Genomic DNA, 24,794 nt, shown 5'->3' with positions numbered 1-24,794 from the left:
ATTTTCGGGAACGTTCCAAAAATAGCGAAAAAGACGGCGGTGGCGCAAGTAAAATTTCTCTGTATTGGGTTAACGATCGCTGTGTTAAGGGCAGGTGGCGCGGCTGATATAGTTAAAGCCCATCACCAATTTGGACACATGACTTTGTCCGGTTTCCAGTAATTCGAGCAGCATTTTGGCACCACTTTCTCCTGCTGCATCAAAGGCATAGTTAAACGTCGATAAGCTTGGCGATACCACTTGGGCAAGCTCGTCATCGCCCACTCCCATCAGCTTCACGGTGTTCCCAGGGGTGATCCCTTGTGCTTGCAAGGCTTGGATAGCGCCAATCGCGATACGGTCGGTGGCACAGAATACACCGTCAAGATCAGGATATTGCTCTAGCATAGCGGTCATGGCGACATAGCCCGATTGAATCGAGAATTGGCCTTGGTAATGGAACAAGGGTACCGTTTGGGTCAACGTGGTCAATGCGCTCTCAAAGCCTTGATAACGTTGCTGATCAACGGCAATATCTTCCGCTTGTACCCCCAGAAAGCCCACCTGTCGGCAGCCAGCATTAATAAGCTGCTCGCCAGCACAAAAGCCCACCCGATAATCATCATGGATCACGCTGGGAATGTTATAGGGTGAGCCGTCTTGACCAATTACCACCACCGGCGCACTCGAGCGCTTAATGGCGTGCACCAAGTCGGGGTTGAGCGTGGAGGCAAACAGCAGTATCCCCTCTACGCGTTTTTGGTTGAACAAATCGAGGTAGTAACAAATACGTTGATCGTCTTGGCGCGTGTTGGCCAATAGCACGTGTTTGCCTTTTTTATCAAAGACATGGCTAAGCCCATCAACGCTGGCTGACATCGCATTCGACGATACTCGCGGTACAATCACCCCGATGAGGTTGGTTTTGTTAGATTTCAAATCCTTAGCGATTTGATTGACCACATAGCCGCATTGCTCAATGGCGCGGTTAACTTTTTCAATGGTGGCGGGCTTTACGCCATATTCCTGGTTAATCACGCGTGAAACGGTTGATTTAGAAACACCCGCTAAACGGGCGACATCATTCAAGCTAGCCATGGGTTCTCCTTTGCTGGGAGTACCATGATCGTTCCATTTACGGATCCTTTGCAAACATAGCGCCTTAAATGCCCCCTATTTAGTGATATTCATCACGTTTAAGGTGAGAGATACGCGGCGGTTTACTGATCGATCTCACAGCGATTAGCCCTCATACTTGATGCTTTACAGGATTCAGCACATCATTTTCGGGATCGTTCCCGAAAATGTGGAGCGTGTGACGCCACACGAAAATAAAAGTGACGGTGGCAAAGACGGTGAGAGCGTGCAGGGGAAGTAGCCATGAACTACCAAAAAATAGCACAACAACTACTCGATAAACTGGGTGGAAAAGAAAACATCGCGGCGGCGGCACACTGTGCCACGCGGCTAAGACTCGCACTCCATGATGATAACTTGGCGGACTTAAGCGCGATTGAATCGATTGAAGGTGTGAAAGGCCAATTTCAAGTCAGTGGTCAGTTACAGATCATTTTTGGCTCGGGCATTGTTAATAATGTTTATGCCGAATTCAGCAAATTAACGGGCCAGTCAGATATGTCGTCGAAAGACGTGGCAGCGGCTGGCGCTGAGAAGCAAAATTGGCTACAACGCGCGGTGAAAGGGCTGTCAGATATTTTTGTTCCCATTATTCCAGCCATCGTCGCCGGTGGTTTGCTGATGGGGATTTTTAATATCCTGACTGCGCCGGGTTTGATTATTGATGGCAAGTCTTTAATTGAGGCCTACCCACAAATGGGCGATTTGGCCAATATGATCAATACCTTCGCTAATGCGCCATTTGTGTTCTTGCCGGTACTGCTGGCGTTTTCTGCCAGTAAAAAGTTTGGCGCTAACCCCTTTTTGGGCGCGGCACTCGGGATGTTAATGGTCCACCCTGATCTGCTCAATGGCTGGGGCTTTGGCGGTGCGGCGGTGTCCGGCGATATTCCAGTGTGGGAAATCTTTGGTTTTGAGATTGAAAAAGTCGGGTATCAAGGCTCGGTACTGCCTGTGCTGGTTGCCACTTATATTCTCGCCCAAGTCGAGCAAGGGCTACGTCGTATTATTCCCTCGGTGCTGGATAACTTGCTGACGCCTCTACTGGCGATTTTTATCACCGGGCTGATCACCTTTACTCTGGTGGGTCCATTTACCCGTGATCTCGGCTTCTTGCTCGGCGATGGTCTTAACTGGGTGTATGAATCAGCAGGGATGATTGGTGGTGCCTTGTTTGGGTTTGTGTATGCGCCGTTTGTGATCACCGGGATGCACCACAGCTTTATCGCAATTGAAACTCAACTGTTGGCAGACATTGCGGTCACTGGCGGTACCTTTATCTTCCCGATTGCCGCGATGTCAAATGTGGCGCAAGGCGCGGCCTGTTTGGCGTTCGGGCTAAAAACCGCGGATGTGAAAGCGAAAGGAATTGCGATGCCGGCGGGTATCACGGCACTGCTTGGCATCACTGAGCCGGCGATGTTTGGTATTAACCTTAAATACCGTTATCCGTTTATCGGTGCATTGGTCGGCGCAGCCTGTGCAGGCGCGTTCATCACCTTCTTTAAAGTGAAAGCGCAAGCGCTGGGTGCCGCGGGGCTGCCAGGGATCATTTCGATTCGCCCTGACGGAGTGGTGCCGTATATCATCGGAATGGCCATTGCTTTTGTCGTGGCGTTTGCGGTGACTTATGTACTGGGTGCCCGTAAAAAATATGCGCAAACGGCGGCGGCCTAATCGAGCACTGAACGAGGAGCAAGCGTGATGAGTAAGGTATGGGTCACTGGCGATGCGGTAGTGGATTTGATCCCAGAGGGTGAACGCCACTACCTAAAATGTCCGGGCGGTGCGCCCGCCAATGTGGCCGTGGCGATTAGCCGGCTGGGGGAGAAAACAGGCTTTATTGGTCGAGTGGGCGACGATCCGTTGGGACGTTTTATGCAAACCACGTTGGCCGATGAAGGCGTAGACATTGCGTTTATGCATCGCGATAACGCGCAACGCACCTCAACCGTGTTGGTTGAGTTAGATGAGGCGGGTGAGCGCAGCTTTACGTTTATGGTGAAACCCAGTGCCGATCAGTTTGTGCAGCCCGATGACTTCCCTGTGTTTGAAAAGGGGCAGTGGTTACATGCTTGCTCCATTGCGTTAGCTAACGAACCCTCGCGATCGGCCACGCTCGGCGCCATGCAAGCGTGTCGTGACCAGGGTGGGTTTGTCAGCTTTGACCCTAACTTGCGTGATGATTTGTGGCAAAGCGAGGCGAAGATGCTAGAGACCGTGAGGCAAGCCTTGCCGCTGGCGGATGTGGTCAAAGTGTCTGATGATGAGCTTGCTTTACTGACTGCGCCGTTAGTGACAGGCTCCGAGCCCGGCGAGAGCCGGTCCATCAAATCCGCGCTTGAAGTGCTCGTCTCGCACGTACCGAGTGTGTCCTTGTGGGTGGTCACGCTAGGCAGTGACGGTGCACAAGTCGCGTTCAACCGAGCGCTTTGGCAGGTGGCGACAACACCTGCCAAGGTCGTGGACACCACGGGTGCAGGGGATGCGTTTATGGGCGGCTTGCTGGCGGCTCTTGCCAAGTTGCCTGACTGGCAGTCACCAGAGGCGGTGACTGAGGCCGTGCGTCAAGGCAACCGCTGTGGCGCGCTGGCCACCACGGCAAAAGGCGCAATGACCGCATTGCCCACGGCGTTGCAGTTGGCTGGACAATGATATTCCATTTACCAGCCATCGTTATGAAGACGACGAGGCACGTTCGGGGGCCGTCAGTGGAATCGTCACAATGAAGCGACTGCCCTGTTGCGGTTTGCTTTTTACCTGAATACGGCCACCGAGCACACTCGTGATGAGGTTGAAGGTAATATGTAAGCCAAGGCCAGATCCGCCCTGACCGAGGTGGGTGGTATAAAAGGGATCAAAAATGTGTTTTTGCACGTCTGGCGTCATGCCCACGCCGTTATCTTGGACGGTAATATGTACCTGATCGTGTGAATCCTGACTCGCATGGATTTGAATATGGCCTTGATCTTGCGTGGTAAATGCATGCACTAACGCATTGTTAATTAAGTTGATCAGCGTTTGGGTGAGGGCTCCAGGGTAGCTATTGAGCTTAATCGCCTCAGGAATATCTACGTCAAGGTGGTGAGGCGTTCGCTGCAGTGTCGGACGCAAAGACAGAAGCACTTCGTTGATAAGATGATGGAGGTCAAACTCGCGCTGGTGGTCGTTGGTTTGATCCACGGCCAGTTGTTTAAATGCACGGATTAATTCGGAGGCACGTGACATGTTACGTTCAACAATCCGTGTCCCATCTTCAACATGGGTGAGAAATTGGTCTAAATCGTCACGTGTGATCGGCTTTTCGAGTTGTTGGACAAAATCTTGCTTCATCGACAAGATGGAGGTTGAAGACATCAGTGCGTTGCCGATGGGGGTATTCAGCTCGTGTGCGATGCCTGCGACCAGGGAGCCGAGTGAGGACAGTTTTTCATTCTGAACTAATTCATCTTGGAGTGTTTCTAAACGCAATAGCAGTGCCTTTAGTTTATCACCATAATCGTTGACGGCATGGCGTAATTCCCCGACTTCATTCAGGTTCCCCACGTCGAGTGCTTGGGTGGTTTCACCATCGATCAACTCTCGGATCTGATGGGTGGTTTGTCGAATTTTATCCAGTAAATTGCGGGCGGTGATCGTCGCGATGACACCGACAACGAGCAGCAAGCCACCAATCGCTATCATTAAAAACAACCCCATGTTGTCAGCGGCGGCGGTCATTTTGCTTTTAGGGATGGCGAGGCCAATCACCCAGTCGGCTTCAGGGTAGCGAATCAAATGGACATATGCGGCTTCGTTGAGGATGCCGTCATTTTCTACCGTGATTAGCTTGCTGGTGCTGAGTGTTTGGGTTGCCTTGAACGCCGATTGCAACCAAGGCAATTGCACTTGCAGTTCGTCTCTCGTCCATAGTGTGTTCCTGTAGGGTTGAAAGGTGACGGCTGATTGCGGAAAGCTGATCGCTTTGCTGTCTGCGTCGAAGGCGAAGACATAGCCACCGTTTTCTTTGCCATACTGGGACAAAATATCTGAGATGCCGGCGAGCCTCATATCGACGGTGGCGACACCCACAAAGCGCTTATCATCTTTCATTGGCACGGTGCAGGTGATCATCGGCTCTTTGGTAAAAGGGTCAATATAGGCGTTGGACCAACTGCAATGATCGACGGGGGTTGTTTTGCCCGCTACGTACCAACTTTCATTGTGATACCCCTTCCCGTCTGGATGGTTGTAATCGTCGTAGTACTCCATGGTCGCGCCTGCTCGGCCCCAGAAAAAACTGCGCCGCGCCACCCCTTGTGTAAATGTGCCGGGCTCGGGCCAGATACCACCGCCGGCAATCGCTGGATCGCCATGATTATTGAGGATCTCGGGAAAGGTGGTGCGGAACAGAGCTTCATCTTTGGGGAGTGTGGTCCCCGCTAACGCCATGGTGCTGGTTAACAGTTCAATTTGGCCGAGTTTGGCGTCGAGTAAATCGAGCAGGGCGTGTTGATTGATGCTGATCCGCTCTTGTCGCTGCTCAATAAGCTCGGGTTTTACCTTCCATTCCACCACCGCAAAAATCGTCAGTAATGCCATAATCAGAACAAACGCAAAACCGAGGTTGATCTGATGACGAATCATGGGTGCGACTTTGGCCATTTTGAATACATCCTCTTTCTTAGCTGAAACAGGTGTGGAACGGTTGTGTCCTGCGGTCAGCCTTGCCAAATTTCGATGAAGCTAGTCAATCATCCCCATTAGTGTAGTTGGCACTGAGTGTTTCTTCTGCATCAAGAAGGGGAGTGGAACGGAAAAGCGAACGTCACTCATAAAAAACCCCCTTAGCTATCCATCGCTAAGGGGGAGGCAGGGTTTTCGGTATGACGAAATAAAGCGGGCTTTATTTAATATTGACGACCATCTTGCCGAAGTTGCGGCCTTCGAGTACATCAATCAGAGCTTGAGGCGCTTGCTCAAAGCCATTCACCGCGTGTTCACGGTAATGGATTTGGCCTTCACCGACCCATTTGGCCATGTCGTGAGCGAACTCAGGATAACGGTGTGCGTAGTCATCAAAAATGATGAAACCTTTCACGGTTAGGCGCTTAACCAAGATGGTGCCCATCAACTGCGAAAGGCGATCTGGGCCTTCTGGCAGGGCGGTGTTGTTGTATTGAGATACCAAGCCACACACGGGAATGCGTGCGCCGGTGTTAAGCAGTGGCATCACCGCATCAAATACCTTGCCGCCGACGTTTTCAAAGTACACATCAATGCCTTGCGGGCAGGCTTCGGCAAGCTGCTCGGCAAAGTTATCGGCTTTGTGATCGATACACGCGTCAACACTGAGGTGTTCACGAGCGTATTGGCATTTGTCTTCACCACCGGCAATCGCTACCACGCGGCAGCCTTTCAGCTTACCGATTTGAGCGACGGTCGCGCCAACGGGGCCGGTTGCGGCTGCGACCACCAAGGTATCGCCCTCTTTGGGTTGGCCGATATCTAATAAGCCCATGTAGGCGGTGAAGCCGGGCATCCCCAAGATCCCAAGCGCGTATGAAACCGGCGCGAGATCAGGGTTAAGTTTAAGCAGGGTATCGCCATCGACGACAGAATGGGTTTCCCAGCCTTTATAAGCCAGTACCCAATCACCGGCCTGGTAATCGGCATGGTTAGATTCCAATACTTTACCCACGGTGGCGCCGACCATCAGGCCATCAATCGCTACCGGTTCAGCATACGACTTAGCATCGCTCATCCGGCCGCGCATGTATGGGTCAATCGATAGGTGATGGTTTTCAATCAGGACGTCATTGTTGCCCAGTGCGGGAATGGCGACTTCTTCTAAGCGAAAGTTCTCGGCAGTGGGTGCGCCAACTGGGCGTGATGCAAGAACAAAACGTTGATTCTTGAGTGATGACATGGGTTCCTCCCTTGATGTTGGGAAAAGAGGCGGCTGATTCAGCGCGCCTCACAATAGCAATGAAATAAACCGGCGATTAAAGCGCGGCTTGCAGCACGCGGCGACACACGTCCGGGGTGACATCGCCATGTTCGCCGAGCTGGGTCATACCGTGTTGGGTTAGACTTTCAATCAACGGCTCAATCGCGGTTTCATCCAGATCGTAATCGCTCATGCGTGTTTTCACGTTCATGCGCTCGAAGAAATCGCGCGTTTTCTCAATCGCTAATTTGGCTTTCTCGGCGTCGCTACCTTGCTCAATATGCCAAACGCGCTCTGCAAATTGTGCGAGCTTGGCCTGTTTTTGCTCAAACTTCTCATTGAGCATCGCAGGCAGCACAACAGCAAGGGTTTGGGCGTGGTCTAAGCCATGTTGGGCTGTGAGCTCGTGACCAAGCATATGAGTTGACCAGTCTTGCGGGACACCCACGCCAATCAAGCCGTTAAGCGCTAAGGTGGCTGTCCACATCAGACTCGCACGCACATTGTAATCTTCTGGTGTTTCCAGCGCTTGTGGGCCCAACTCAACCAAGGTTTGTAGCAGGCCTTCGGCAAAGCGGTCTTGCACCGGCGCATTGGCAGGATAGGTGAGGTATTGCTCCACCACGTGAACAAATGCATCGACCGCACCGTTCCCCACTTGGCGAATCGGTAGGGTGTAGGTTTTCACCGGATCCAACACTGAGAACTGCGGGAACACCAGCTCGCTCATAAACGGCAGTTTCGCTTGCATTGACTCACGGGTCACCACTGAGCCTTTGTTCATCTCAGAGCCGGTAGCAGGCAAAGTGAGCACAGAGCCAAATGGCAGCGCTGCTTCCACTTTTCCGCCCATGCTGGTGAGGATGTCCCATGCGTCACCGTCATATTTCGCGGCTGCGGCAACGAATTTGGTGCCATCGATCACTGAGCCACCGCCCACGGCGAGAAGGTAGTCATAACCTTCAGCGCCGACTTTCTCGACCGCCTTCATCAAGGTCTCATAGCGCGGGTTGGGTTCAATGCCACCAAATAGGCCAAATTGACGTTGCCCTAGCGCTTGTTCGACTTCATCCAAGGTGCCGGTTTTACGTGCACTTTGGCCGCCGAAAAGAATCAACACTTTTGCATCGGCCGGGATGAGCCGATCCAGCTCGGCAATCTTACCTTCGCCAAAAACGATACGTGTGGGATTGTAGAACTCAAAGTTGTTCATTGCTCATCCTTCCTTTTGTTGTGCTTGATGGTATCAAGCGTTTATTTAAATTAGACCGGTCGTCTAGTTAATGCCGGTTAAAAACCCGCCTTGGCGGGTTTCGGGATGATGGTGGGGTAGCAACCTGTGTTACCGCCACGCATCAACTGCTATTTATTGGTTACTGACGTGCTGGGTAGAGCACAACAGGATTAATCGATCAGCCCGAGCTTTTCTTCGGTGATGGTCATCGCTTGTGCAAGATGACTGTCGTTACGATGCAGTTTGGTTAATAAGCTGGCACCCAGCCACAACTGATACAAGGTCGTGGCAGTGGTAAGCGCGGTTTTTTCATCAAACACATCGCTATCTTGGGCGAGGGTATTCGCCAAGCAGCTAATCAGCTGATCGGTGCCATCGCGCAGTGCCAGCCGCATTGGCTCGGATAAATCAGCCACTTCTGCACTCAGCTTGACGACCAAACACGTTTGCACCGGATCCAAACTACAATATTGTGCTTGCCAGCGACTGAAGTAGCTGTGTACACGTGCAATGGGAGAGAGCGTGCTATCTGACAGTAAGCGGTTTACATCGGCAATGTAGCAAGCAAAATAGTGGTCTAACACGGCTTGGCCGAATTGTTCTTTCGACGCAAAGTAGTGGTAAAAAGACCCCTTGGGCACGCCGGCTTGTTTTAGTATCGCGCTAAGGCCGACGCCGCTAAAGCCAAATTGCGCCATCACGCTCACGCCCGTTTCCAACAAGTGTTGGTGGGTCGCGTTGTGAGTGCTGGTTTCTTGGGTGCTGCTCGATTTCATGTGGGGTAGCATAATGAAAATTAGACCGGTCGTCTAGTGGTGCGAGAATTTTTTATGTTGGCGTGGTTCGGTGGCATAAATCAGGCCGGTATGCTGTGCGAAATCCCAGTTTGTGTCAGATTTATTACTCTGTTCACAATTTGAACGGCACGCCGTGGCACAGTGGCAAAAGTGTGCTTTACTGAAAATGTCAGCTGAGCTGACACACAATTTGGTAGATGATTAGCGCGCAGTGACGCGCCACATAATGCGTTAAGTCCCCGTTAATGTCAGGCGCCCATGACGACACCTTGTTAGCCGCCAGCCAGGCAATTAACACAAGACCATGCGGTGAGGACGCTCAACGTAGTGAGCACACGGGGCAATGTAAGAAACATGTTCATTGACCAACAACCAACAAGGAATGCGTCTTGAAGCCGCTCAATAGAGCGGCTTTCTCTTTTGTGGGCCTTGCGCCTGACCTACCTGACATATTGAATACGTATTTAGCACCTTGAGCTGGCTGTTTTCTCGCCTTATCGCTGCTTGACAGTGATCGAATTTGCTTTCCGAAACGAAATAATATAAGACTATGAATTGGCGCCGCATTCGGCGCTTGGCATCAATATCGTTCATTAATCTGATTGAGAGGTGTTCGATGAACAACAAAAGCAGACGTTTGTGGTATTACTACAAAACAAAGTCGAATAAGACCCGCCCAGTTAAAGCGGCTGGGTCAGCGTAATTAAGCGTTAGTCAGGCAACCGATGGGTTGCCTTTTGTCGTTCTAAGCGATTGAAAAAATCACTAAGCTATTGTGCATTGTCGAATTTTTCATCTAATCTTATCAGTAAAGCTTTAACAAGCGCATTGACCCAAAGAGGGGCGCGGGAGGGACGATGAATGTACTATCTTTCCAGCATGTCAATGAATTGATTAATGAAACGATCACGCTCATTGATGGAACGGATACGGAATACGCAATGACGCTGGCGCGTGTCGACACCCATCCTGGCCACGGTGATGAGGTGGGCGGACACGCGGTAGAAAACTTCAGCCTAGTATTGAAAGGGCCGGAAGACACCCGCTTTCCGCAAGGCAATTACCTGCTTACCCATCCAGCGCTTGGCGAGCAGATCCTACATATGCTCCCCGTCGGGGACGCCACCTATACCATTAACATCAACACACAAGCCTAATCTTTCTGTGGTCGCTCGCTGTTGCCCATTGGGGCCTCGTAATAGTTAGCGGCCAACACTGATTAAATAACCGCCAGTCAATGAGTTACTTTCGCCTTTTCATAGATTAGTCACGGAAATTGAGTAGAATAAGGCCGCTAAGCTAGCAGTAGGGAGGTCATATGTTTGCCTGGCTGAGTGGCTTATTTGAAAAGGAACAGCTGCAATCGTTTGTCTGGGTGAGAGACATTATGGCGAGCAACCCCAAAGGGAGCTACGCCAAGTATAAAAAGTATTACGATCGCCACGTTGATCGCATTCTTAAGGGTTATCACAAAGACTTTCTCCGCTTTGAGAAATTCGCCGCCCGTAATTACAAATACAGCGACCAATCGATTTTTATGGCGATAAAGGTTGCTAACTATGCCTATCAGCTTGGACAGCTGAAAGTGGCCGCTTGCATAACGGCGGCAGTGATTTCGGCGTGTAATCGTGCAAAAAAAGGCGAGTCACAGGTTCACCCTAAACTGTATCGCGCCACCGTGGTGCTGCATAAAAAAGTGCTCGAAACGGGTAAGGCGAATAAGGCAGAGAAACCGAAGACACCAGCGTGACGACACGGTGTTGGGTAAATTTTGCCCACTTAACAAAAATGTCATATTCCTATTCAGCCCCCGCCATGGCTGAATAGGTGATGCCTGTCACGTTTTTCCCTTCTTTGACTGTAACAATTTGTTCTGGTCATTCATTCGCCACACTGATAGAGTCCCCTCCCTCACACACCTTGTGAGCGAACTAATGCTTAAATCTACACAAAATAATGACCGTCTCGTAGCCGTGTTTACCATCGGCTTTGTTGCTGTCTTCCTTGCCTTTGCCTTGTTTGACCTGAAACACTTCTCTTCTGTTATCCAGTCTCTATTTTCTGAGTCTGCCAACCTTTTTGGTTACTGGTGGCAGTGGTTGATGGTGATCAATTTTGTACTGGCGCTTGCTATCGGCGGCAGTAAATTTGGTAAATTAAAACTTGGCGCCACGGATACTGTCTCAATGAGTCGTTTCCGTTGGGTTGCGATGATCATGTGCACCCTGCTTGCGGGCGGTGGTGTTTTCTGGTCAGCCGCGGAACCTATTTATCACTTCATGACGCCGCCGCCGGCGTTGGGTGACATGGAAGCGGGTGTGATGGAAACCGTCGCCCCTGCCCTGAGCCAAAGCTTTTTCCACTGGGGCTTTTTAGCCTGGGCAGTATTAGGCACCTTGGCAACCATCGTACTGATGTATGCCCACCATCAAGCGGGTGTGCGCCTGCGCCCTCGTGCGTTGCTGTATCCGCTACTCGGTGACAAGCTGGAAAACCACTGGTTAGGCTCTGTGATTGATGCCTGCTCTATCATTGCCGTGGCGGCCGGTACCATCGGTCCGATTGGCTTTTTGGCCACCCAGCTTGGCTACAGCCTAGAAAGCTTTGTGGGTATCGAAAACACCATGCCAATGCAGATGCTGATTCTGGCTGCCGTCGTGGCGATTTACTCGATCTCTGCATTTACGGGGATGGATAAAGGCCTACAATGGCTGAGCCGCATGAATGTGATTGGTGCAGCCGTATTGTTGGGCGTGGTGATTGTGCTGGGTCCAACTGGCTTTATTTTCGAACAGTTTGGCTCAGGCTTTAGCTACTACCTCAACAATATGCATACGCTAGCACTGAATACCGATAACGGTAGCTGGAATGCATGGTGGACCTGGTTCTTCTGGGGTTGGTTTATTGGCTTTGCACCCATGATGGCGATCTTTATCGCTCGTATCTCGAAAGGCCGCTCGATTCGTGAGCTGATCGTCGCCGTGGCTATCTGTGCACCGATTGCGACTAACTTCTGGTTCTCGGTACTGGGTGGTACGGGTATCTTTTATGAGTTGCAATCGCCTGGCAGCATTTCTGGCCCAATGGCGGATGCGGGTTTGCCTGCTATCTTGATTGCGTCCTTGTCACAGCTGCCTTACAGCGTGGTTCTGATCCCAGCCTTTATGCTGCTGACCACCACCTTCGTGGCGACCACGGGTGACTCAATGGCGTACTCGATTGCGATGGCCGTATCAGGTGACAACCAGCCAACTCGCCGTCATCGTCTGTTCTGGGCGATTGTGATGGGTGTGGTTGCCGGTGTGCTTCTGCTTGCCGGCGATGGTGGCTTGAATGCGCTTCAGTCGTTTATCGTGATCACCGCCGTGCCTGTGTCTTTCTTGATTGCCTTTACCTTTATCACCGGCCCGATTGCGGTGATGCGGATGCAGCAAGAGAAAGAAGCGAACTTAGCATTGCAGCCGGCGACTGCCAGTTAGTAAGACCAGAGTTTGTTAATGAGAAAAGCGCCGAGTTGTCGGCGCTTTTTTTTGCTTACTGGATAGGAATCATCGCGCTATTTGGGTTGCCATTGTCCACTGGTGACGAGTTTATCCATCACCTTATCGACGGCGACTTGCGCTTTAGCGACGATTTCATCCACTTCGTTGGGGGTGACCACCAAGGGTGGGGCAAAACCAAGAATATCGCCATGTGGCATCGCACGCGCAATCAGACCTTGCTCCATACAGGCTGCGGCCACTTGTGGGCCCACTTTAAGGCTAGGGTCAAAGTGGCTACGGTTGGCACGATCAGGCGAAAACTCGAGAGCATGGAGCAAACCCACCCCGCGGCTATCGCCAATCAGTGGGTGATTGGCAAACGCGGCTTTCATCTTCATTTGCAAATATTCCCCCGTGGTCGCGGCGTTCTGAGTCAGATTCTCGCGCTCAATGATATCGAGGTTACACAGTGCGGCTGCCGCGCCCAGTGGGTGGCCAGAGTAGGTGTAACCATGGCCAATCGCGCCCCACGCATCGGTGCCGTCTTCCAGTACATCCCATACCTTGTGACCGATCATCACCCCAGACAGTGGCTGATAGGCGGAGGTTAATCCTTTGGCAACGGTAATAAGATCAGGCTTCATGTCGTAGTAAATAGAGCCAAAATCACTCCCGATACGGCCAAAGCCACATACCACTTCGTCGGCGATCAACAAGACATCATACTTATCCAGTACTTTGCGAATCGCCGCCCAGTAACCTTCGGGGGGCGGTACGATGCCACCGGTGCCGAGTACAGGTTCGGCAATCATCGCTGCGACCGTATCGGGCCCCTCCGCAAGGATCATTTTCTCCAGTTCATCGGCACAGTGTTGCGCGAATTCAGGCTCTGTCATGCCGCTGTCTTCACGGCGATAATAGTAGGGGGCCATGGTATGTTTGATGCGCTCGATGGGCAGATCAAAGTGCGCATGGAACAGTGGTAACCCCGTGAGTGACCCTGATGCCACGCTGGAGCCGTGATAACCCCGATCCCGAGAGATGATTTTCTTTTTCTCAGGCTTGCCACGCGCATTGTTGTAGTACCAAACAATTTTAAGCTGTGACTCATTGGCGTCGCTGCCCGACATGCCGTAATAGACTTTGCTCATGCCCGGCGCCATGTTGATCAGGCGCTCCGATAAGGTCACGAGCGCTTCGTTGGTGTGGCCTACATAGGTGTGATAGTACGCGAGCTTTTTCGCTTGCTCATAAATGGCGTCGGCCATTTCTTCCCGACCATAGCCGATATTGACGCAGTAGAGCCCGGCGAAGCCATCAATCAGCTCGACCCCTTCGGAATCGGTGATGCGAATACCTTTGCCTGTCTCAATCACTCGGCCTGGCATCTCGCCGTGCGCATACTGCTTCAAGTGGGTTGAAGCATGGAAGACGGTGTTTCTGTCTTTTTCCAACAAGGCTTTTGTTTCTGGACGCATGATCAGTCTCCTTATCCGTCAGCAAACCTGAATTAGCTGCCGCTCACCGTGGGCAAGCCACCTAAACAGTAGTATTTGATTTCACTAAATTCGTCGATGCCATAGCGGCTTCCTTCACGGCCCAAGCCCGACTGTTTGACGCCACCAAATGGAATAGGGTGACCGGTCATTTTCACTGAGTTGACACTGACCATGCCGACCTCAAGGCCGCGCAGACAGCGCCAAATATCTCGAATATCATTGCCATAGACATACGCCGAGAGTCCGTACTCGGTATCGTTACCCATGGCAATTGCCTCATCTAGATTGTCATAGGCAATCACGCCCGCCACAGGACAAAAATTCTCTTCTTGATACACCAGCATATCGGGCGTCACCTTGGTGATAAGCGTAGGGGCAAAGAAGTTTTCGCCTAGGTTGGGGTTGAGTTTTCCGCCCATCACGGTCGCGCCTTTGGCAATGGCGTCATCGACAATGGCTTGGGCTTTATCCACGGCACGAGACGAAATCAATGGGCCGATATCTGTGCTGGGCAGCAAACCATTACCCACTTCAAGTTCATCCATTAATGCGGCGAAGGCATCGACAAAGGCTTGATGTTTGTCGCGCGGAACTAAAATTTTGTTGGCGGCCAAACAATCTTGTCCCGATGTTTGAAACTTGGCATCGATGGCCGCGCGGGCCGCTTGTTGAATATCCATATCAGGCAAGACAATAAAGGGCGCATTGCCGCCAAGCTCCATGGCACACTTTTTCACGGTTTGGGCGCTTTGCTCGAGCAATAAGCGGCCCACACGCGTTGAGCCGGTGAAACTCAGCGCTTTGACTTTGTCGCTTTGACAAAGCTGGGCCGAGACCATGGGCGCGTCACCCATAATCACGTTAAACACCCCTGCAGGGATCCCGGCACGTTCTGCGAGCTCGGCCAACGCTAGCGCAGAAAAGGGCGTTTCTTCTGCGGGCTTGACGATCACACTACAGCCAATCGCGAGCGCTGCTGCTGCCTTACGGGTGATCATCGCGTTAGGGAAATTCCATGGGGTGATTAAAGCTGCCACCCCAATGGGCTCACGTAGTGTCGCCAGATGGGCGTTGGGAATGTGGCTAGGCATGGTGTCGCCATACACGCGTTTCGCTTCTTCGGCAAACCATTGAATGAACGACGCGCCGTACGCCACTTCACCCTCGGCGTCGCGCAACGTTTTGCCTTGCTCGAGCACCATTAGATGCGCCAGATCGTGTTGGTTTTCCATGATTAACTCGTGCCATTTCATCAATAGCTTGGCGCGCGTTTCGGCGGACTCGGCACGCCACAGATGGAAAGCGGTCTCGGCGTCATCAATGGTTTGATTGATTTGCGCAGCATTGAGTGATGCGGTGTAGCCGAGCACTTCGCCCGTTGCCGGGTTGAGCACGGGTGTATCTGAATCGCCATTGACCCATTTACCATTGGCATAGGCAAGTTGGCGAAATAGACGCTGATCGTCCAGGTACGCGAGAACGTCTGAACTGGCTTTGCCGGCTACATCATGACGCAATGCATTGGCTGCGCTGCCAGCGTAGTTAAGATCGCGTGATTGGAATACGGTCATACTCCCTCCTGATTCAAAATCGCCACGCTGCCTATCAGCGTTTGCCTACTGTTACTGTATGCAATGAACAAAAAAGAGGTTTTTTGTTAAGAAGGGGGATTAACGAATTTTTTTCTGAAACCGCGCAATGACAGAAGAAAATTTTCTGGTCATGAGAGAAACGGGCATTGACCGTGATCATGTAGCAGGTGATCAGATATTGCCAAGAGGTTAACGACTCATGCGGAAGTGTCATTGAGTACTCGCAAACAAGGACAAGCAATGATTAGCCATTGGCAGCAACATCTGGTGTTTCAAGTGGTAAGGTGAGGGCTGGTCGCTTCACCTGTTTGGTGACGATATAGGTGTAGTACTGTTTGATGCCAAGGTCATCGGTCAACCAGCTGTCAATCAGACGCTGATAATAGTCGATATCAGTGACACCAAGGCGAACGATATAGTCTATCCCACCGCCCGTCGCCCAACACTCTTTGACATCGTCGCAGTGCTGCATGGCACGTTCGAAACGTTGAAAGCTGTCAACATCATGCTGGCCAAGGGTGATCTCGACCAGCACAGTGTTAAGTTTTACCACCGCATCTGGATTGATACGTGCGCCATAGCCCTCGATGATACCTGCTTTCTCGAGCCGTTTTACCCGCTCCCAGCAGGGGCTTACAGACAGGTTGATCGCCTGTGCGAGGTTAGATTTGGTAATACGGCCATCTTGCTGCAAGATCTGCAAGATTTTGATATCAAATTTATCCAGCTTCATGGCCCCTCCGCTAAACAGGTTCGGCAATCACCGCAAAGGTATCGCCGATATAAATCCGTCCGAGGTGACGTTTGGCCAGTAAAATACCGTCGCGCTCGGCATAGTAGGGGATGGGTTCAGTCCCTGTACGCTCAATATTATGCACTTTGCCAATTAAATCACCCTGTTTGATGGTACCGCCTAAGTGCACAGAGAACTCAATAATCCCTGCGTGCTCGCTTTGTACATAACAATGTTTATCTGGTAACTCGAGTTTGATAGGGGCGATGGGTGGGTGACGGTAGTCGTCTTGTAAGATCCCTGAAAATACCAAGAAGTTATGAATACCACGTTGGGTAATCGCTATGGAGTCTGGTGTGCTGGTGCCGCCGCCGCCAAGCTCTGTGGTGACAAAAATCTTACCTTGTTGCTCTACCGCCGTGTCGTACATGCTGGTGGCATCCATTTCAGTGGTTTGCACTTGATAGGGGGCACCAAACAGGCGAGCCCCTTCGGCACAGGCGTCGGCTTGCTGAAGATTCTCTAAGCGGTGGGACGCCGCATAGGGAATAAGATCTAAGGTTTTACCGCCTGAGTGAATGTCTAAAGCGGTATCGCACTGTGGGATTAAATATCGGGTGAAGTAATCGGCAATTTGTTCGGTGACACTGCCGGTTGGTGAACCAGGAAAAGCGCGGTTCATGTTGCCTTGATCCCAAGGGGAAGTGCGTGTGCCTGCGGTCACGGCGGGCGCGTTCATCATCGGTAAGATGATCACACGGCCTTTGATATCGTTTGGCATCAGTTGATGGCAGGTATTGAGTAACGCCGTGATGCCCTCGTATTCATCCCCATGGTTGCCGCCTGTCAGCAAGGCCGTTTTCCCCTCGCCGTTTTTAACCACAGTGATCGGAATAGTGACACAGCCCCAAGCGGATTGGTCGTGTGAATGAGGCAGTTTAAGAAAGCCATGCTGTACACCATCGGCATGAAAATCGACGGTGGCTTCAATTGCGGTGGGTTCCATAACCTCTCCTTGTGATCTGTTGTGACGCTCAATCCGGCGGAAACGGGTAAAGTTTAATCTTTAAATCATCACCTTATGAGTGTAGCTAAAATCAATAATCAGGCTGAACAGAAAAGGGCACAAGTAGGGTACCCCGTTTCTGACTCGTTATACCAAGCTAATGTTTGACAAACAATTGGCGCGGTAGATCGCACAAAGTTTGCGCACCATCGCGGGTGATCACAATGCTTTCTGTGGTTTCGATACCCCAGTCTTTCATCCACAACCCTGGCATAAAGTGAAAGGTCATTCCCTCACGCAACATCGTCTGATCGCTTGGGCGCAAGCTCATGGTGCGCTCGCCCCAATCGGGTGGGTAGCTTAATCCTATCGGATAACCACAGCGCGCGCCTTCTCGATCAAACCCATAGCGTAACAAGGCATCGTTGAGGGCGTTGGCAATGTCTCCGCATGTGTTGCCAGGCTTGGCGACCGCGAGACCTGCTTCGAGACCGGCCTGTAAAGCCTCATCAGCACGCAAGAATTCATAGCCCGGCTCTCCTAAGAAGATAGTGCGAGAGAGTGGGCAGTGGTAGCGGCGATGCACCCCGGCGATTTCGAAAAAGGTCCCTTCTCCCCGTTTAAACGGACGATCATCCCACGTTAAGTGAGGCGCTGCCGCATCACCGCCCGAGGGTAACATCGGCACGATCGCGGCATAATCCCCAAAGTGACCATCGTGGCCGACCACCGCGTGTTTATTGATTTCGGCCACCAGTAGGTGCTTGGGTAAGCCGGGCTCGATCATCTCAAAGGCGACGCGGTGCATGTTCTCCACGATGCGGGCGGCCGTATGCATGTAGGTGAGCTCTTGATCGGATTTGACCGCGCGACACCAGTTAACCAGCCCAGTCGTATCGACGAGGGTTGCCATCGGTAGATTTTCTTTGAGCGACTCAAAGGCGGTGGCACTGAAATAGTAGTTGTCTTTCTCAACGCCGATGCGGCCACGATCCCAATAACGTTCTGCCAGGACGTAATTGCAAAGGTACTCCATGGGGTGGAGCGGTGGATTCATCACGTAATGGTCAGGATAGTAGGTGATGCACTCAGCGCTCATGTAGACAGTACGCAGCGCACCGTTGGCGTCTTGGATACGACCGAACCACAAAGGGTCACCCGTTGCGCCAATCACTACGCACTGAGGCACATAGAAAGACCAGCCATCGTAACCGGTAAGCCACGCCATGTTGGATGGATCGTGTACTAACAAGGTGTCGATTTCATGTTCTTCCATGGCATAGCGAACCTTGGCTAAACGGGCGCTGTATTCTTCGTAAGAGAACTTCAATACAACGTCGCTCATACGCGTGACTCCTGTTCAATACCACGACTGTGGTGCTTATAAACGTACTACTGACCGGTAATCAAACTTGGATCAAGTATGATTACCGGTACAGAAAGGTGCCGTTTTTCGGTCTTGTTATCGAACAAACGGAGGAAGCGCGAGTGTTGCGCGGTCCGGTCTAGGCGACTCTACTGTCTGGTGCGGCTGTTGCTCAGTGAGCCCATTCGGCCTGCTCACCGGATAAGATTTTGTTTCGCCTCTAGTTAAGTGTTAAACCATGGAGTGAAAACCCGTCAAGTTTTATTAGCAATAAATTTGTCACTAAACTGCCAATCTGTGCAGACAGGCAAGTGTTGGCGTGAAGCGGGAAAGCGTGGGAAGGGGATACGAAATACGCGAAAAGAGCCTAGTGCTGGTTTATGGGGCAAGCGCTAGGCTCTTATCAAGTAAGATTATATTGGTAGATTACTGCTTTTTCAGGTGATACATCTCAGCAAGGTCGCCTTCGATGGTTTCGCCATTCATGTCTTGCATGATCACCTGGTTTTCCGCCACAAAGAAGTGGTTAGGGCTGTCAGTCAGCCCTTCAAGGATGACGACACTGCCTGTTTCATCCCACTTGAAGGTGCCTGATTCTTTAAGAGCTTCTCCCTCTTTGCCCAGATAGGTTTTGGTGAGTGAATACGTGTTGTCTGGGTTCAGTGTTAGTGTGGTATCAATACCTTCACAGTCGGCGCAGGGCACCACACCTTGATACGTACCGTTCCAGTCTAGTGATGTTTTTGCATTATGATGATCAACCATTTCAGAAACGGTGTTTTCTGCGCTATCGATGGCGTTTTCTGCACTATCCATCGCTTGCTCTGTGCCTTCTTTCACTGCATTTTGGGCGTCGTCTAAGCTAGATTCGACTTGCGATTGCGCCTCTTGTGGTTCGTTGGTTTGCTGTTCACAGCCAACCAGTGCGACAACCAGTGCCAGTGGTGCGAGTAAATAGGTTTTTTTCATGTTTACCTCGTTTAATCAATGTTTAAAGGCTAAATCGTTGCTGGGGACCAGCGATGAATGACTTCATGATAGGCGTTTGCTGCGCTTAGGTGTCATTATTGCGCTAGCATTAGGTCAGAGTTAGACAATAAACGTAAAAAAACCGTCAACTGATGAGAGTGATCTAAGCGACCACCTTTTACGTTAACACTCATGTCTTGTTAGTCTACTCAATGAAAACCAAGCAAATACTACCCAAACGCGTGACAATAAGGAGCGATGATGCAACAACACAAAATTTTGATGGTGCTGACATCTCACGATGCCATGGGCGATACGGGACACAAGACAGGCTTTTGGCTTGAAGAGTTCACCACCCCTTATTACGCGTTTAAAGATGCTGGAGCGAGCATTGTAGTTGCCAGCCCGGAAGGTGGCGCGGCACCGATTGATCCGAACAGCGAAGCGGAAGATGCGCAATCGGAATCCACACGCCGGTTTGATGGCGATGCGGAGTTGCAAGATATGGTTAATAACACCGTCAAGCTGAGCGATGTGAATGCGTATGAGTATGACGCGATTTTCTATCCCGGAGGACACGGTCCATTGTGGGACTTGGCGGAAGATCCGACATCTCGTCAGCTGATTGAGACCTTCTATTATCAGGGCAAACCCGTTGGTGCGGTATGCCACGGCCCGGCAGTGTTCCGCCATACGCGTTCAGATCGCGACGAGCCACTAGTGAAAGGGAAACGGGTCACTGGTTTTACCAATGGCGAAGAAGCCGCCGTTGGCTTGACTGAGGTGGTGCCGTTTCTAGTTGAGGATATGCTCAAAGAAAACGGCGGTCTTTATGAGAAAGCGGATGACTTTACCTCGTATGTGGTTACTGATGGCAACTTAGTGACAGGGCAAAATCCGGTGTCATCTGAAGCCTGCGTCAATGCGGTGTTGGCATTGCTAAAGTAAGTCATATGATAGTCTCTCGATGAAAGCGCCTGCGGGCGCTTTTTTTGTATTGGACGAGATTAAGAGGGGTGTTTTTTATCCAATGGATTCGTGTAGATTAAAAGCGACACGGATAGAAGAGCACGCCGTATGAAAATACTCATCATTGAAGATGACCACGATCTCAGCTTAGCGATGTCAGAATATTTAGAGCTGCATAATATCGACTGTGATTTTGCCTATAACGGCGAAACGGGGATCCAGCTTGCCAGCCAGCAGACGTTTGATTGTGTGATACTCGACAATATGCTGCCCAACGTTCAAGGGATGGCGGTTTGTCGTGAGCTGCGTGAGCAGGGTATCGATACCCCGGTGTTAATGCTGACTGCGTGCGGCGCGGACACCGACCAGCTTGAGGGCTTTCGCGCCGGCGTGGATGATTATGTGGTCAAACCTTGCACCATGCCTTTGTTGCTCGCACGCTTACAGGCCTTGCATCGACGTCATCAACCGGTACGAGAGTGTATTACCATTGCTGATCTGACGATTTACCCCAAAGAGCATATCGCGTCGCGCGGTGATACGCCGCTTAAGTTGACCCCTATCGGTTGGAACATTCTGTTGCTACTCGCGCGCCGCTCACCCACTGTGGTGTCCAAAAGCGATATTGAGGAGGCGATTTGGGCCAGCGATGATGTGCGCCAAGGAACCATTAACGTGCACCTTCACCATTTGCGTAAAGTGGTTGATAAGCCCTTTGCTAAAACGCTGATCCACACCCATGTCGGTATTGGTTTGTCCCTCTCTGAGGCCGCGCCGGTATGAGCCAAAGCCCTGTTCGAAGCCTTGCCGCACAATCACGCCGCCAGCTTGTGTTCATGGCGGTGGCGATCTTTATCGGGTTGTTGGCACTTGTCACCGTGTTTAGCTTTTATCAAATCAGTCAGGCAGGCAAAAACTACATGCGGCTAGATGCTATCAAGCTAGAGCAGAAGCTGGCCGCCGATCCTAACTATCCATTGCCCCAAAGCAACACTGTTAGTGCGTATCGAGATTGGCAGGCTATCCCGACATCGGTGCGTGATTTGTTTTCCTCAGAGCCGATACAGCCCGATGATCCAATTGAAATTCAGCGCATTAATGACAGTGGAACGCGTGAGTATGGCTACTTGTTGTACTCCGATCAGCACCTATCGCAAGGGCTATACCTGGTCGAGTTTGAAGCGGCAGAAAAAATCGAAGCATTAGCCGCCATGATTGTCGAGCGCTCTTTGGCCGATGCCAGCGTGTTAATTACCGCTTTTATGCTGGTGCTTGTCACCGTGATTGGGCTTTTGTTTAACAATGCATTGAAGCCACTCAAAGAGTTGGTGGCATGGTCGGCGCGGGTAAAAACACACCCTGATCAAGCTATCGATGTGCGCTTTTCGGTACGTGAGGTTAACCAAATCGCCGACCACTTGATGGCCTCGCTGCAACAGGTTCGTGAACATAACCAACGGGAGCAACAGTTTTTAAAGCATGCCAGCCATGAACTGCGTACGCCGTTGGCGATTATGCAAGCATCCTTGGATACTTTGTCACTGCGCATCGATGACAAGGATGCCAGTTATCCGGCCTTGCAGCGTGCCTCGCGTGCCAACGCCAATATGATGGCACTGTCTGAATCACTGCTTTGGCTGGCACGGCAACATCCAGATAAGGTTCGCCAATCAAAGGTCGACCTAGGATCGCTTTGCGCAACTCTGGTGGATGAGCTGGCGTATCTTGCAGCGCATAAGCCAGTGACTGTCCATATCGATAATCATAGTGATCCTATTTCTATTGAGAGGGAATTGTTTCGTATTGCGAGTACCAACCTGATTCGCAATGCGCTCACCTACAGTGCGCCCGGCGCGATTGAGATTAAGATCACCAACGGACAGTTTTCGATTGCCAACCCTATTGATTCAGACGTGGACGAGAATCAGATCGGATTTGGTCTAGGCCTACAGCTTGTTGAGCGCATTGCCAGACAGCTCAACTGGCATTTTGAATTTCAGTGCGACGCTCAGATGGCGAAGGCGGTTATCAATTGGGAAGCCGCGCACAAAATGACGGGAGAGTCTTAAGGTTTTCTTAATACCGGTTGTTTCAAGATAAGGGCGAACTCTCAGTTACTATTTCGCCATTATGGAGAATCGCCGGTGAACCCATTTGTCACACTTATCTGTCTCGTTTTGATCTTGGTGCCCTTAGCCGGGCATGCGCAAACCGACAGTATGTCCGCGGATAATTATCTGACTGTCGGCCTAGCCGGCTATACCGAGCCGTCGATATATCTCGGTGGTGAAGATGACCAAGACATTGAGCTGGTGGTTGAGGCGCAATGGGAGGGGATTTTTTATCGCAACGATACCCTAGGTGTGTATCTCGCCGAGGGCGACAGCTGGTATGTGTCGGCGGGCGTGGGCGACGATGTGTTTGGCGATCACGCCCGCGGTGACAGCAAAACCCTCAAAGATATGAAAAGTCTCGATACGGTGTATACCGCTAATCTAACCACCGGCTGGATAACGTCGGTGGGCTATTTTGAGCTCGGCTACCATCATGATATCTCGGATAATTATAACAGTGGCGCGGTGGTGGGCCGCTATGGCGCGCCGATGGAACAAGGCCAGTGGGTGCTTGATCCTCAAGTGTCACTGACTTGTGTGGGTCGCGCGGTAAGTCGTTATTATGTCGGTGTGTCAGCCCAAGACACCAAAGCTGGCCGACCCACTTATCAACCTGATCAAACCTGCATGCTTCAATCCGACCTCAATCTCTATTACAGGCTTGGCCGCGCGCATCATCTGTTGTTGGGGGTGGGCTATCGCCACTATGGCGATGAAGTATCAGACAGCCCGATTGTTGATAGAGACGATTTGTGGTCGTTCAATACCGGCTATTTATACACCTTTTAGCGGTAATTGGGTGGAGGGAGAAAGGGTATGAAGTGGCTAAAGCGAGGTTTGATAGCGCTGGTGCTGATGGGCACGTTTTTGGTGATAGCCATGGATGACCCAAACGCGGGGCTAAAGCGTCAAGCCATTCACTTTAACACAGGCGATAATCAGCTCACGGGTGAGTTAATTTTACCTTTAGGTTCTGAGAGCCCGAATCAGTGTGTGGTGTTTGTGCATGGCTCTGGTGACGTGCCGACCGATGCGTTTGGTTATTACCTCCCATTCTGGCGAGTGTTAGCGGCGAATGGGTGGTGTGCGTTGTCTTGGGATAAGCCGGGAGTGGGAGAGTCGAGCGGGGATTGGCGGTCGCAATCGATGCAAGATCGGGCCGATGAAGTCGCGGCGGCGATTCGCTATTTGCGCCAAACCTTGGGGCTAAAGGATGGCAAGCTGGGGTTGATGGGCTATAGTCAAGCTGGTTGGGTGATCCCTAAGGTGGCGCACCAAGTCGAAAACATCGATTTTCTGATCAGTGTCGGTGGAGCAGTCAACTGGATGGCGCAATCCGAGTATTCTGGACATCAACGGCGATTAGCCGCCGGATACAGTGAATCAGCGATTGCGGAAGAGCAAGCTGCCGAGGCGACAGTGGATGCCTTGATCCAGTCCGGCGCGTCGTATCAACAGTACCTCAACCACGTAAAACAGGATGAGAAAGCGCCCATGAGCGAGGCCTTTTGGCAATTTGTACAACGTAATTGGGCCTCGGATGTGACTGCTGATTTAATCGATCTCGACGTGCCCATGTTAGCGTTGTTTGGTGCGCGGGATGCTTATGTCGATTCAGATAAAACCGCTTCTACGTATCACCAGCTGCTTGCTAAAGCGCCGCTGCCTTTTTATCACGTGCGTGTGTTTGAACAGGCCGACCACAGCCTACTGCGCACCGATAATATCGCCAATGCACACAGTGAGCGTCACCGCTGGTTAACACTGGCACGGATTTGGTGGCAAGGGGGGGCAGCGTTTGCAGATGGTGTGATGCCATGCTTAACGTCTTGGCTAGCGCAGTTTAAGAGCGGGCGGCCAACACAGACTAATATCTGCGCGCCTGAGCAGCCAAGCGATGTAAAGCCAGTACTAAATGCGGATATGACGCAGGGGTAACGTTTCAATTTGCGGTGAATTGGGGTTTAATGCAGGCATTGACGCTAACG

21 protein-coding genes are annotated in these 24,794 nt (G+C 51.4%); 10 read left to right on the top strand and 11 right to left on the bottom strand.

Features of this window, described 5'->3' with window-relative positions:
• Positions 1–84: 84 nt before the first annotated feature.
• Positions 85–1,077 carry a LacI family DNA-binding transcriptional regulator gene (locus EHW56_RS04205; protein ID WP_152798723.1) on the bottom strand — a complete coding sequence of 331 codons (993 nt, stop codon included), beginning with the start codon at positions 1,075–1,077 and terminating at the stop codon, positions 85–87.
• A gap of 282 nt (positions 1,078–1,359) precedes the next feature.
• Between EHW56_RS04205 and EHW56_RS04200 the strand changes: the two genes are divergently transcribed.
• Together EHW56_RS04200 and EHW56_RS04195 are read left to right on the top strand one after the other, a co-directional pair.
• Positions 1,360–2,793 (top strand): sucrose-specific PTS transporter subunit IIBC, encoded by a 1,434-nt coding sequence (locus EHW56_RS04200; protein WP_152798721.1) that lies wholly within the window; start codon positions 1,360–1,362, stop codon positions 2,791–2,793.
• A gap of 27 nt (positions 2,794–2,820) precedes the next feature.
• Positions 2,821–3,771, top strand: a complete 951-nt coding sequence (locus EHW56_RS04195) for an aminoimidazole riboside kinase (RefSeq protein WP_152798719.1) — start codon at positions 2,821–2,823, stop codon at positions 3,769–3,771.
• Between the two features lie 21 nt (positions 3,772–3,792).
• Here EHW56_RS04195 and EHW56_RS04190 read toward each other — a convergent pair whose 3' ends face one another.
• The 4 genes from EHW56_RS04190 to EHW56_RS04175 all read right to left on the bottom strand — a co-directional run bounded on the left by EHW56_RS04190 (position 3,793) and on the right by EHW56_RS04175 (position 9,055).
• On the bottom strand, positions 3,793–5,760 hold the full coding sequence (locus EHW56_RS04190; protein ID WP_152798717.1) for a sensor histidine kinase: 1,968 nt from the start codon (positions 5,758–5,760) through the stop codon (positions 3,793–3,795).
• Positions 5,761–6,001: 241 nt separating this feature from the next.
• A complete protein-coding gene (locus tag EHW56_RS04185) occupies positions 6,002–7,024 on the bottom strand; it encodes an NADP-dependent oxidoreductase (RefSeq protein WP_152798715.1) in 1,023 nt (340 codons plus the stop codon).
• 76 nt (positions 7,025–7,100) lie between these two features.
• On the bottom strand, positions 7,101–8,258 hold the full coding sequence (locus EHW56_RS04180; RefSeq protein ID WP_152798713.1) for an iron-containing alcohol dehydrogenase: 1,158 nt from the start codon (positions 8,256–8,258) through the stop codon (positions 7,101–7,103).
• 191 nt (positions 8,259–8,449) lie between these two features.
• Positions 8,450–9,055 carry a TetR/AcrR family transcriptional regulator gene (locus EHW56_RS04175; protein WP_108743082.1) on the bottom strand — a complete coding sequence of 202 codons (606 nt, stop codon included), beginning with the start codon at positions 9,053–9,055 and terminating at the stop codon, positions 8,450–8,452.
• Positions 9,056–9,933: 878 nt separating this feature from the next.
• On the opposite strand from EHW56_RS04175, the gene EHW56_RS04170 reads away from it, so the two are divergent.
• From EHW56_RS04170 to EHW56_RS04160, 3 genes are all read left to right on the top strand, one after another.
• The gene (locus EHW56_RS04170; protein ID WP_077578378.1) at positions 9,934–10,233 is read left to right on the top strand and encodes a hypothetical protein; all 300 of its coding nucleotides are present in this window, start codon (positions 9,934–9,936) and stop codon (positions 10,231–10,233) included.
• Positions 10,234–10,394: 161 nt separating this feature from the next.
• Entirely contained in the window at positions 10,395–10,826 is a 432-nt protein-coding gene (locus tag EHW56_RS04165; protein ID WP_152798711.1) for a hypothetical protein, read from the top strand.
• Positions 10,827–11,010: 184 nt separating this feature from the next.
• A complete protein-coding gene (locus EHW56_RS04160; protein ID WP_046075753.1) occupies positions 11,011–12,555 on the top strand; it encodes a BCCT family transporter in 1,545 nt (514 codons plus the stop codon).
• 77 nt (positions 12,556–12,632) lie between these two features.
• On the opposite strand, the gene EHW56_RS04155 is transcribed toward EHW56_RS04160, so the two are convergent.
• From EHW56_RS04155 to EHW56_RS04130, 6 genes are all read right to left on the bottom strand, one after another.
• Positions 12,633–14,036 carry an aspartate aminotransferase family protein gene (locus EHW56_RS04155; protein WP_077607526.1) on the bottom strand — a complete coding sequence of 468 codons (1,404 nt, stop codon included), beginning with the start codon at positions 14,034–14,036 and terminating at the stop codon, positions 12,633–12,635.
• Between the two features lie 32 nt (positions 14,037–14,068).
• Complete coding sequence (locus EHW56_RS04150) at positions 14,069–15,628, bottom strand: NAD-dependent succinate-semialdehyde dehydrogenase (RefSeq protein ID WP_152798709.1); 1,560 nt, start codon at positions 15,626–15,628, stop codon at positions 14,069–14,071.
• Positions 15,629–15,893: 265 nt separating this feature from the next.
• A complete protein-coding gene (locus EHW56_RS04145) occupies positions 15,894–16,382 on the bottom strand; it encodes an Lrp/AsnC family transcriptional regulator (protein ID WP_152798706.1) in 489 nt (162 codons plus the stop codon).
• A 10-nt stretch (positions 16,383–16,392) separates the two neighbouring features.
• The gene (doeB, locus tag EHW56_RS04140) at positions 16,393–17,388 is read right to left on the bottom strand and encodes a N(2)-acetyl-L-2,4-diaminobutanoate deacetylase DoeB (protein WP_152798704.1); all 996 of its coding nucleotides are present in this window, start codon (positions 17,386–17,388) and stop codon (positions 16,393–16,395) included.
• A 157-nt stretch (positions 17,389–17,545) separates the two neighbouring features.
• Complete coding sequence (gene doeA, locus EHW56_RS04135; RefSeq protein ID WP_152798702.1) at positions 17,546–18,733, bottom strand: ectoine hydrolase DoeA; 1,188 nt, start codon at positions 18,731–18,733, stop codon at positions 17,546–17,548.
• Positions 18,734–19,180: 447 nt separating this feature from the next.
• Positions 19,181–19,723 carry a copper resistance protein NlpE gene (locus tag EHW56_RS04130; protein ID WP_046075759.1) on the bottom strand — a complete coding sequence of 181 codons (543 nt, stop codon included), beginning with the start codon at positions 19,721–19,723 and terminating at the stop codon, positions 19,181–19,183.
• Positions 19,724–19,984: 261 nt separating this feature from the next.
• On the opposite strand from EHW56_RS04130, the gene EHW56_RS04125 reads away from it, so the two are divergent.
• The 5 genes from EHW56_RS04125 (at position 19,985) to EHW56_RS04105 (ending at position 24,744) form a co-directional block, all read left to right on the top strand.
• Positions 19,985–20,671, top strand: a complete 687-nt coding sequence (locus EHW56_RS04125; protein ID WP_046075760.1) for a type 1 glutamine amidotransferase domain-containing protein — start codon at positions 19,985–19,987, stop codon at positions 20,669–20,671.
• Positions 20,672–20,800: 129 nt separating this feature from the next.
• Positions 20,801–21,475 (top strand): response regulator transcription factor, encoded by a 675-nt coding sequence (locus EHW56_RS04120; protein ID WP_069587840.1) that lies wholly within the window; start codon positions 20,801–20,803, stop codon positions 21,473–21,475.
• The gene (locus EHW56_RS04115) at positions 21,472–22,761 is read left to right on the top strand and encodes a HAMP domain-containing sensor histidine kinase (RefSeq protein ID WP_152798700.1); all 1,290 of its coding nucleotides are present in this window, start codon (positions 21,472–21,474) and stop codon (positions 22,759–22,761) included. The genes EHW56_RS04120 and EHW56_RS04115 overlap by 4 nt, the downstream gene beginning before the upstream one ends.
• 75 nt (positions 22,762–22,836) lie before the next feature.
• Positions 22,837–23,595 (top strand): MipA/OmpV family protein, encoded by a 759-nt coding sequence (locus EHW56_RS04110; protein ID WP_152798698.1) that lies wholly within the window; start codon positions 22,837–22,839, stop codon positions 23,593–23,595.
• Positions 23,596–23,622: 27 nt separating this feature from the next.
• Entirely contained in the window at positions 23,623–24,744 is a 1,122-nt protein-coding gene (locus tag EHW56_RS04105) for a S9 family peptidase (RefSeq protein ID WP_152794174.1), read from the top strand.
• Positions 24,745–24,794 lie beyond the last annotated feature (50 nt).

The organism is Salinivibrio sp. VGrn1 (assembly GCF_009377995.1).
GTDB classification, from domain to species: Bacteria; Pseudomonadota; Gammaproteobacteria; order Enterobacterales; family Vibrionaceae; genus Salinivibrio; species Salinivibrio siamensis.
The sequence above is the reverse complement of the archived record's forward strand: the minus strand, read 5'-3'. Positions and strand labels throughout refer to the sequence as shown.

Bases quoted from the DNA above. Each gene is read 5' to 3' on its own strand.
- EHW56_RS04205 (WP_152798723.1), bottom strand. From the start codon at position 1,077: ATGGCTAGCTTGAATGATGTCGCCCGTTTAGCGGGTGTTTCTAAATCA.
- EHW56_RS04200 (WP_152798721.1), top strand. From the start codon at position 1,360: ATGAACTACCAAAAAATAGCACAACAACTACTCGATAAACTGGGTGGA.
- EHW56_RS04195 (WP_152798719.1), top strand. From the start codon at position 2,821: ATGAGTAAGGTATGGGTCACTGGCGATGCGGTAGTGGATTTGATCCCA.
- EHW56_RS04190 (WP_152798717.1), bottom strand. From the start codon at position 5,760: ATGGCCAAAGTCGCACCCATGATTCGTCATCAGATCAACCTCGGTTTT.
- EHW56_RS04185 (WP_152798715.1), bottom strand. From the start codon at position 7,024: ATGTCATCACTCAAGAATCAACGTTTTGTTCTTGCATCACGCCCAGTT.
- EHW56_RS04180 (WP_152798713.1), bottom strand. From the start codon at position 8,258: ATGAACAACTTTGAGTTCTACAATCCCACACGTATCGTTTTTGGCGAA.
- EHW56_RS04175 (WP_108743082.1), bottom strand. From the start codon at position 9,055: ATGAAATCGAGCAGCACCCAAGAAACCAGCACTCACAACGCGACCCAC.
- EHW56_RS04170 (WP_077578378.1), top strand. From the start codon at position 9,934: ATGAATGTACTATCTTTCCAGCATGTCAATGAATTGATTAATGAAACG.
- EHW56_RS04165 (WP_152798711.1), top strand. From the start codon at position 10,395: ATGTTTGCCTGGCTGAGTGGCTTATTTGAAAAGGAACAGCTGCAATCG.
- EHW56_RS04160 (WP_046075753.1), top strand. From the start codon at position 11,011: ATGCTTAAATCTACACAAAATAATGACCGTCTCGTAGCCGTGTTTACC.
- EHW56_RS04155 (WP_077607526.1), bottom strand. From the start codon at position 14,036: ATGCGTCCAGAAACAAAAGCCTTGTTGGAAAAAGACAGAAACACCGTC.
- EHW56_RS04150 (WP_152798709.1), bottom strand. From the start codon at position 15,628: ATGACCGTATTCCAATCACGCGATCTTAACTACGCTGGCAGCGCAGCC.
- EHW56_RS04145 (WP_152798706.1), bottom strand. From the start codon at position 16,382: ATGAAGCTGGATAAATTTGATATCAAAATCTTGCAGATCTTGCAGCAA.
- doeB (WP_152798704.1), bottom strand. From the start codon at position 17,388: ATGGAACCCACCGCAATTGAAGCCACCGTCGATTTTCATGCCGATGGT.
- doeA (WP_152798702.1), bottom strand. From the start codon at position 18,733: ATGAGCGACGTTGTATTGAAGTTCTCTTACGAAGAATACAGCGCCCGT.
- EHW56_RS04130 (WP_046075759.1), bottom strand. From the start codon at position 19,723: ATGAAAAAAACCTATTTACTCGCACCACTGGCACTGGTTGTCGCACTG.
- EHW56_RS04125 (WP_046075760.1), top strand. From the start codon at position 19,985: ATGCAACAACACAAAATTTTGATGGTGCTGACATCTCACGATGCCATG.
- EHW56_RS04120 (WP_069587840.1), top strand. From the start codon at position 20,801: ATGAAAATACTCATCATTGAAGATGACCACGATCTCAGCTTAGCGATG.
- EHW56_RS04115 (WP_152798700.1), top strand. From the start codon at position 21,472: ATGAGCCAAAGCCCTGTTCGAAGCCTTGCCGCACAATCACGCCGCCAG.
- EHW56_RS04105 (WP_152794174.1), top strand. From the start codon at position 23,623: ATGAAGTGGCTAAAGCGAGGTTTGATAGCGCTGGTGCTGATGGGCACG.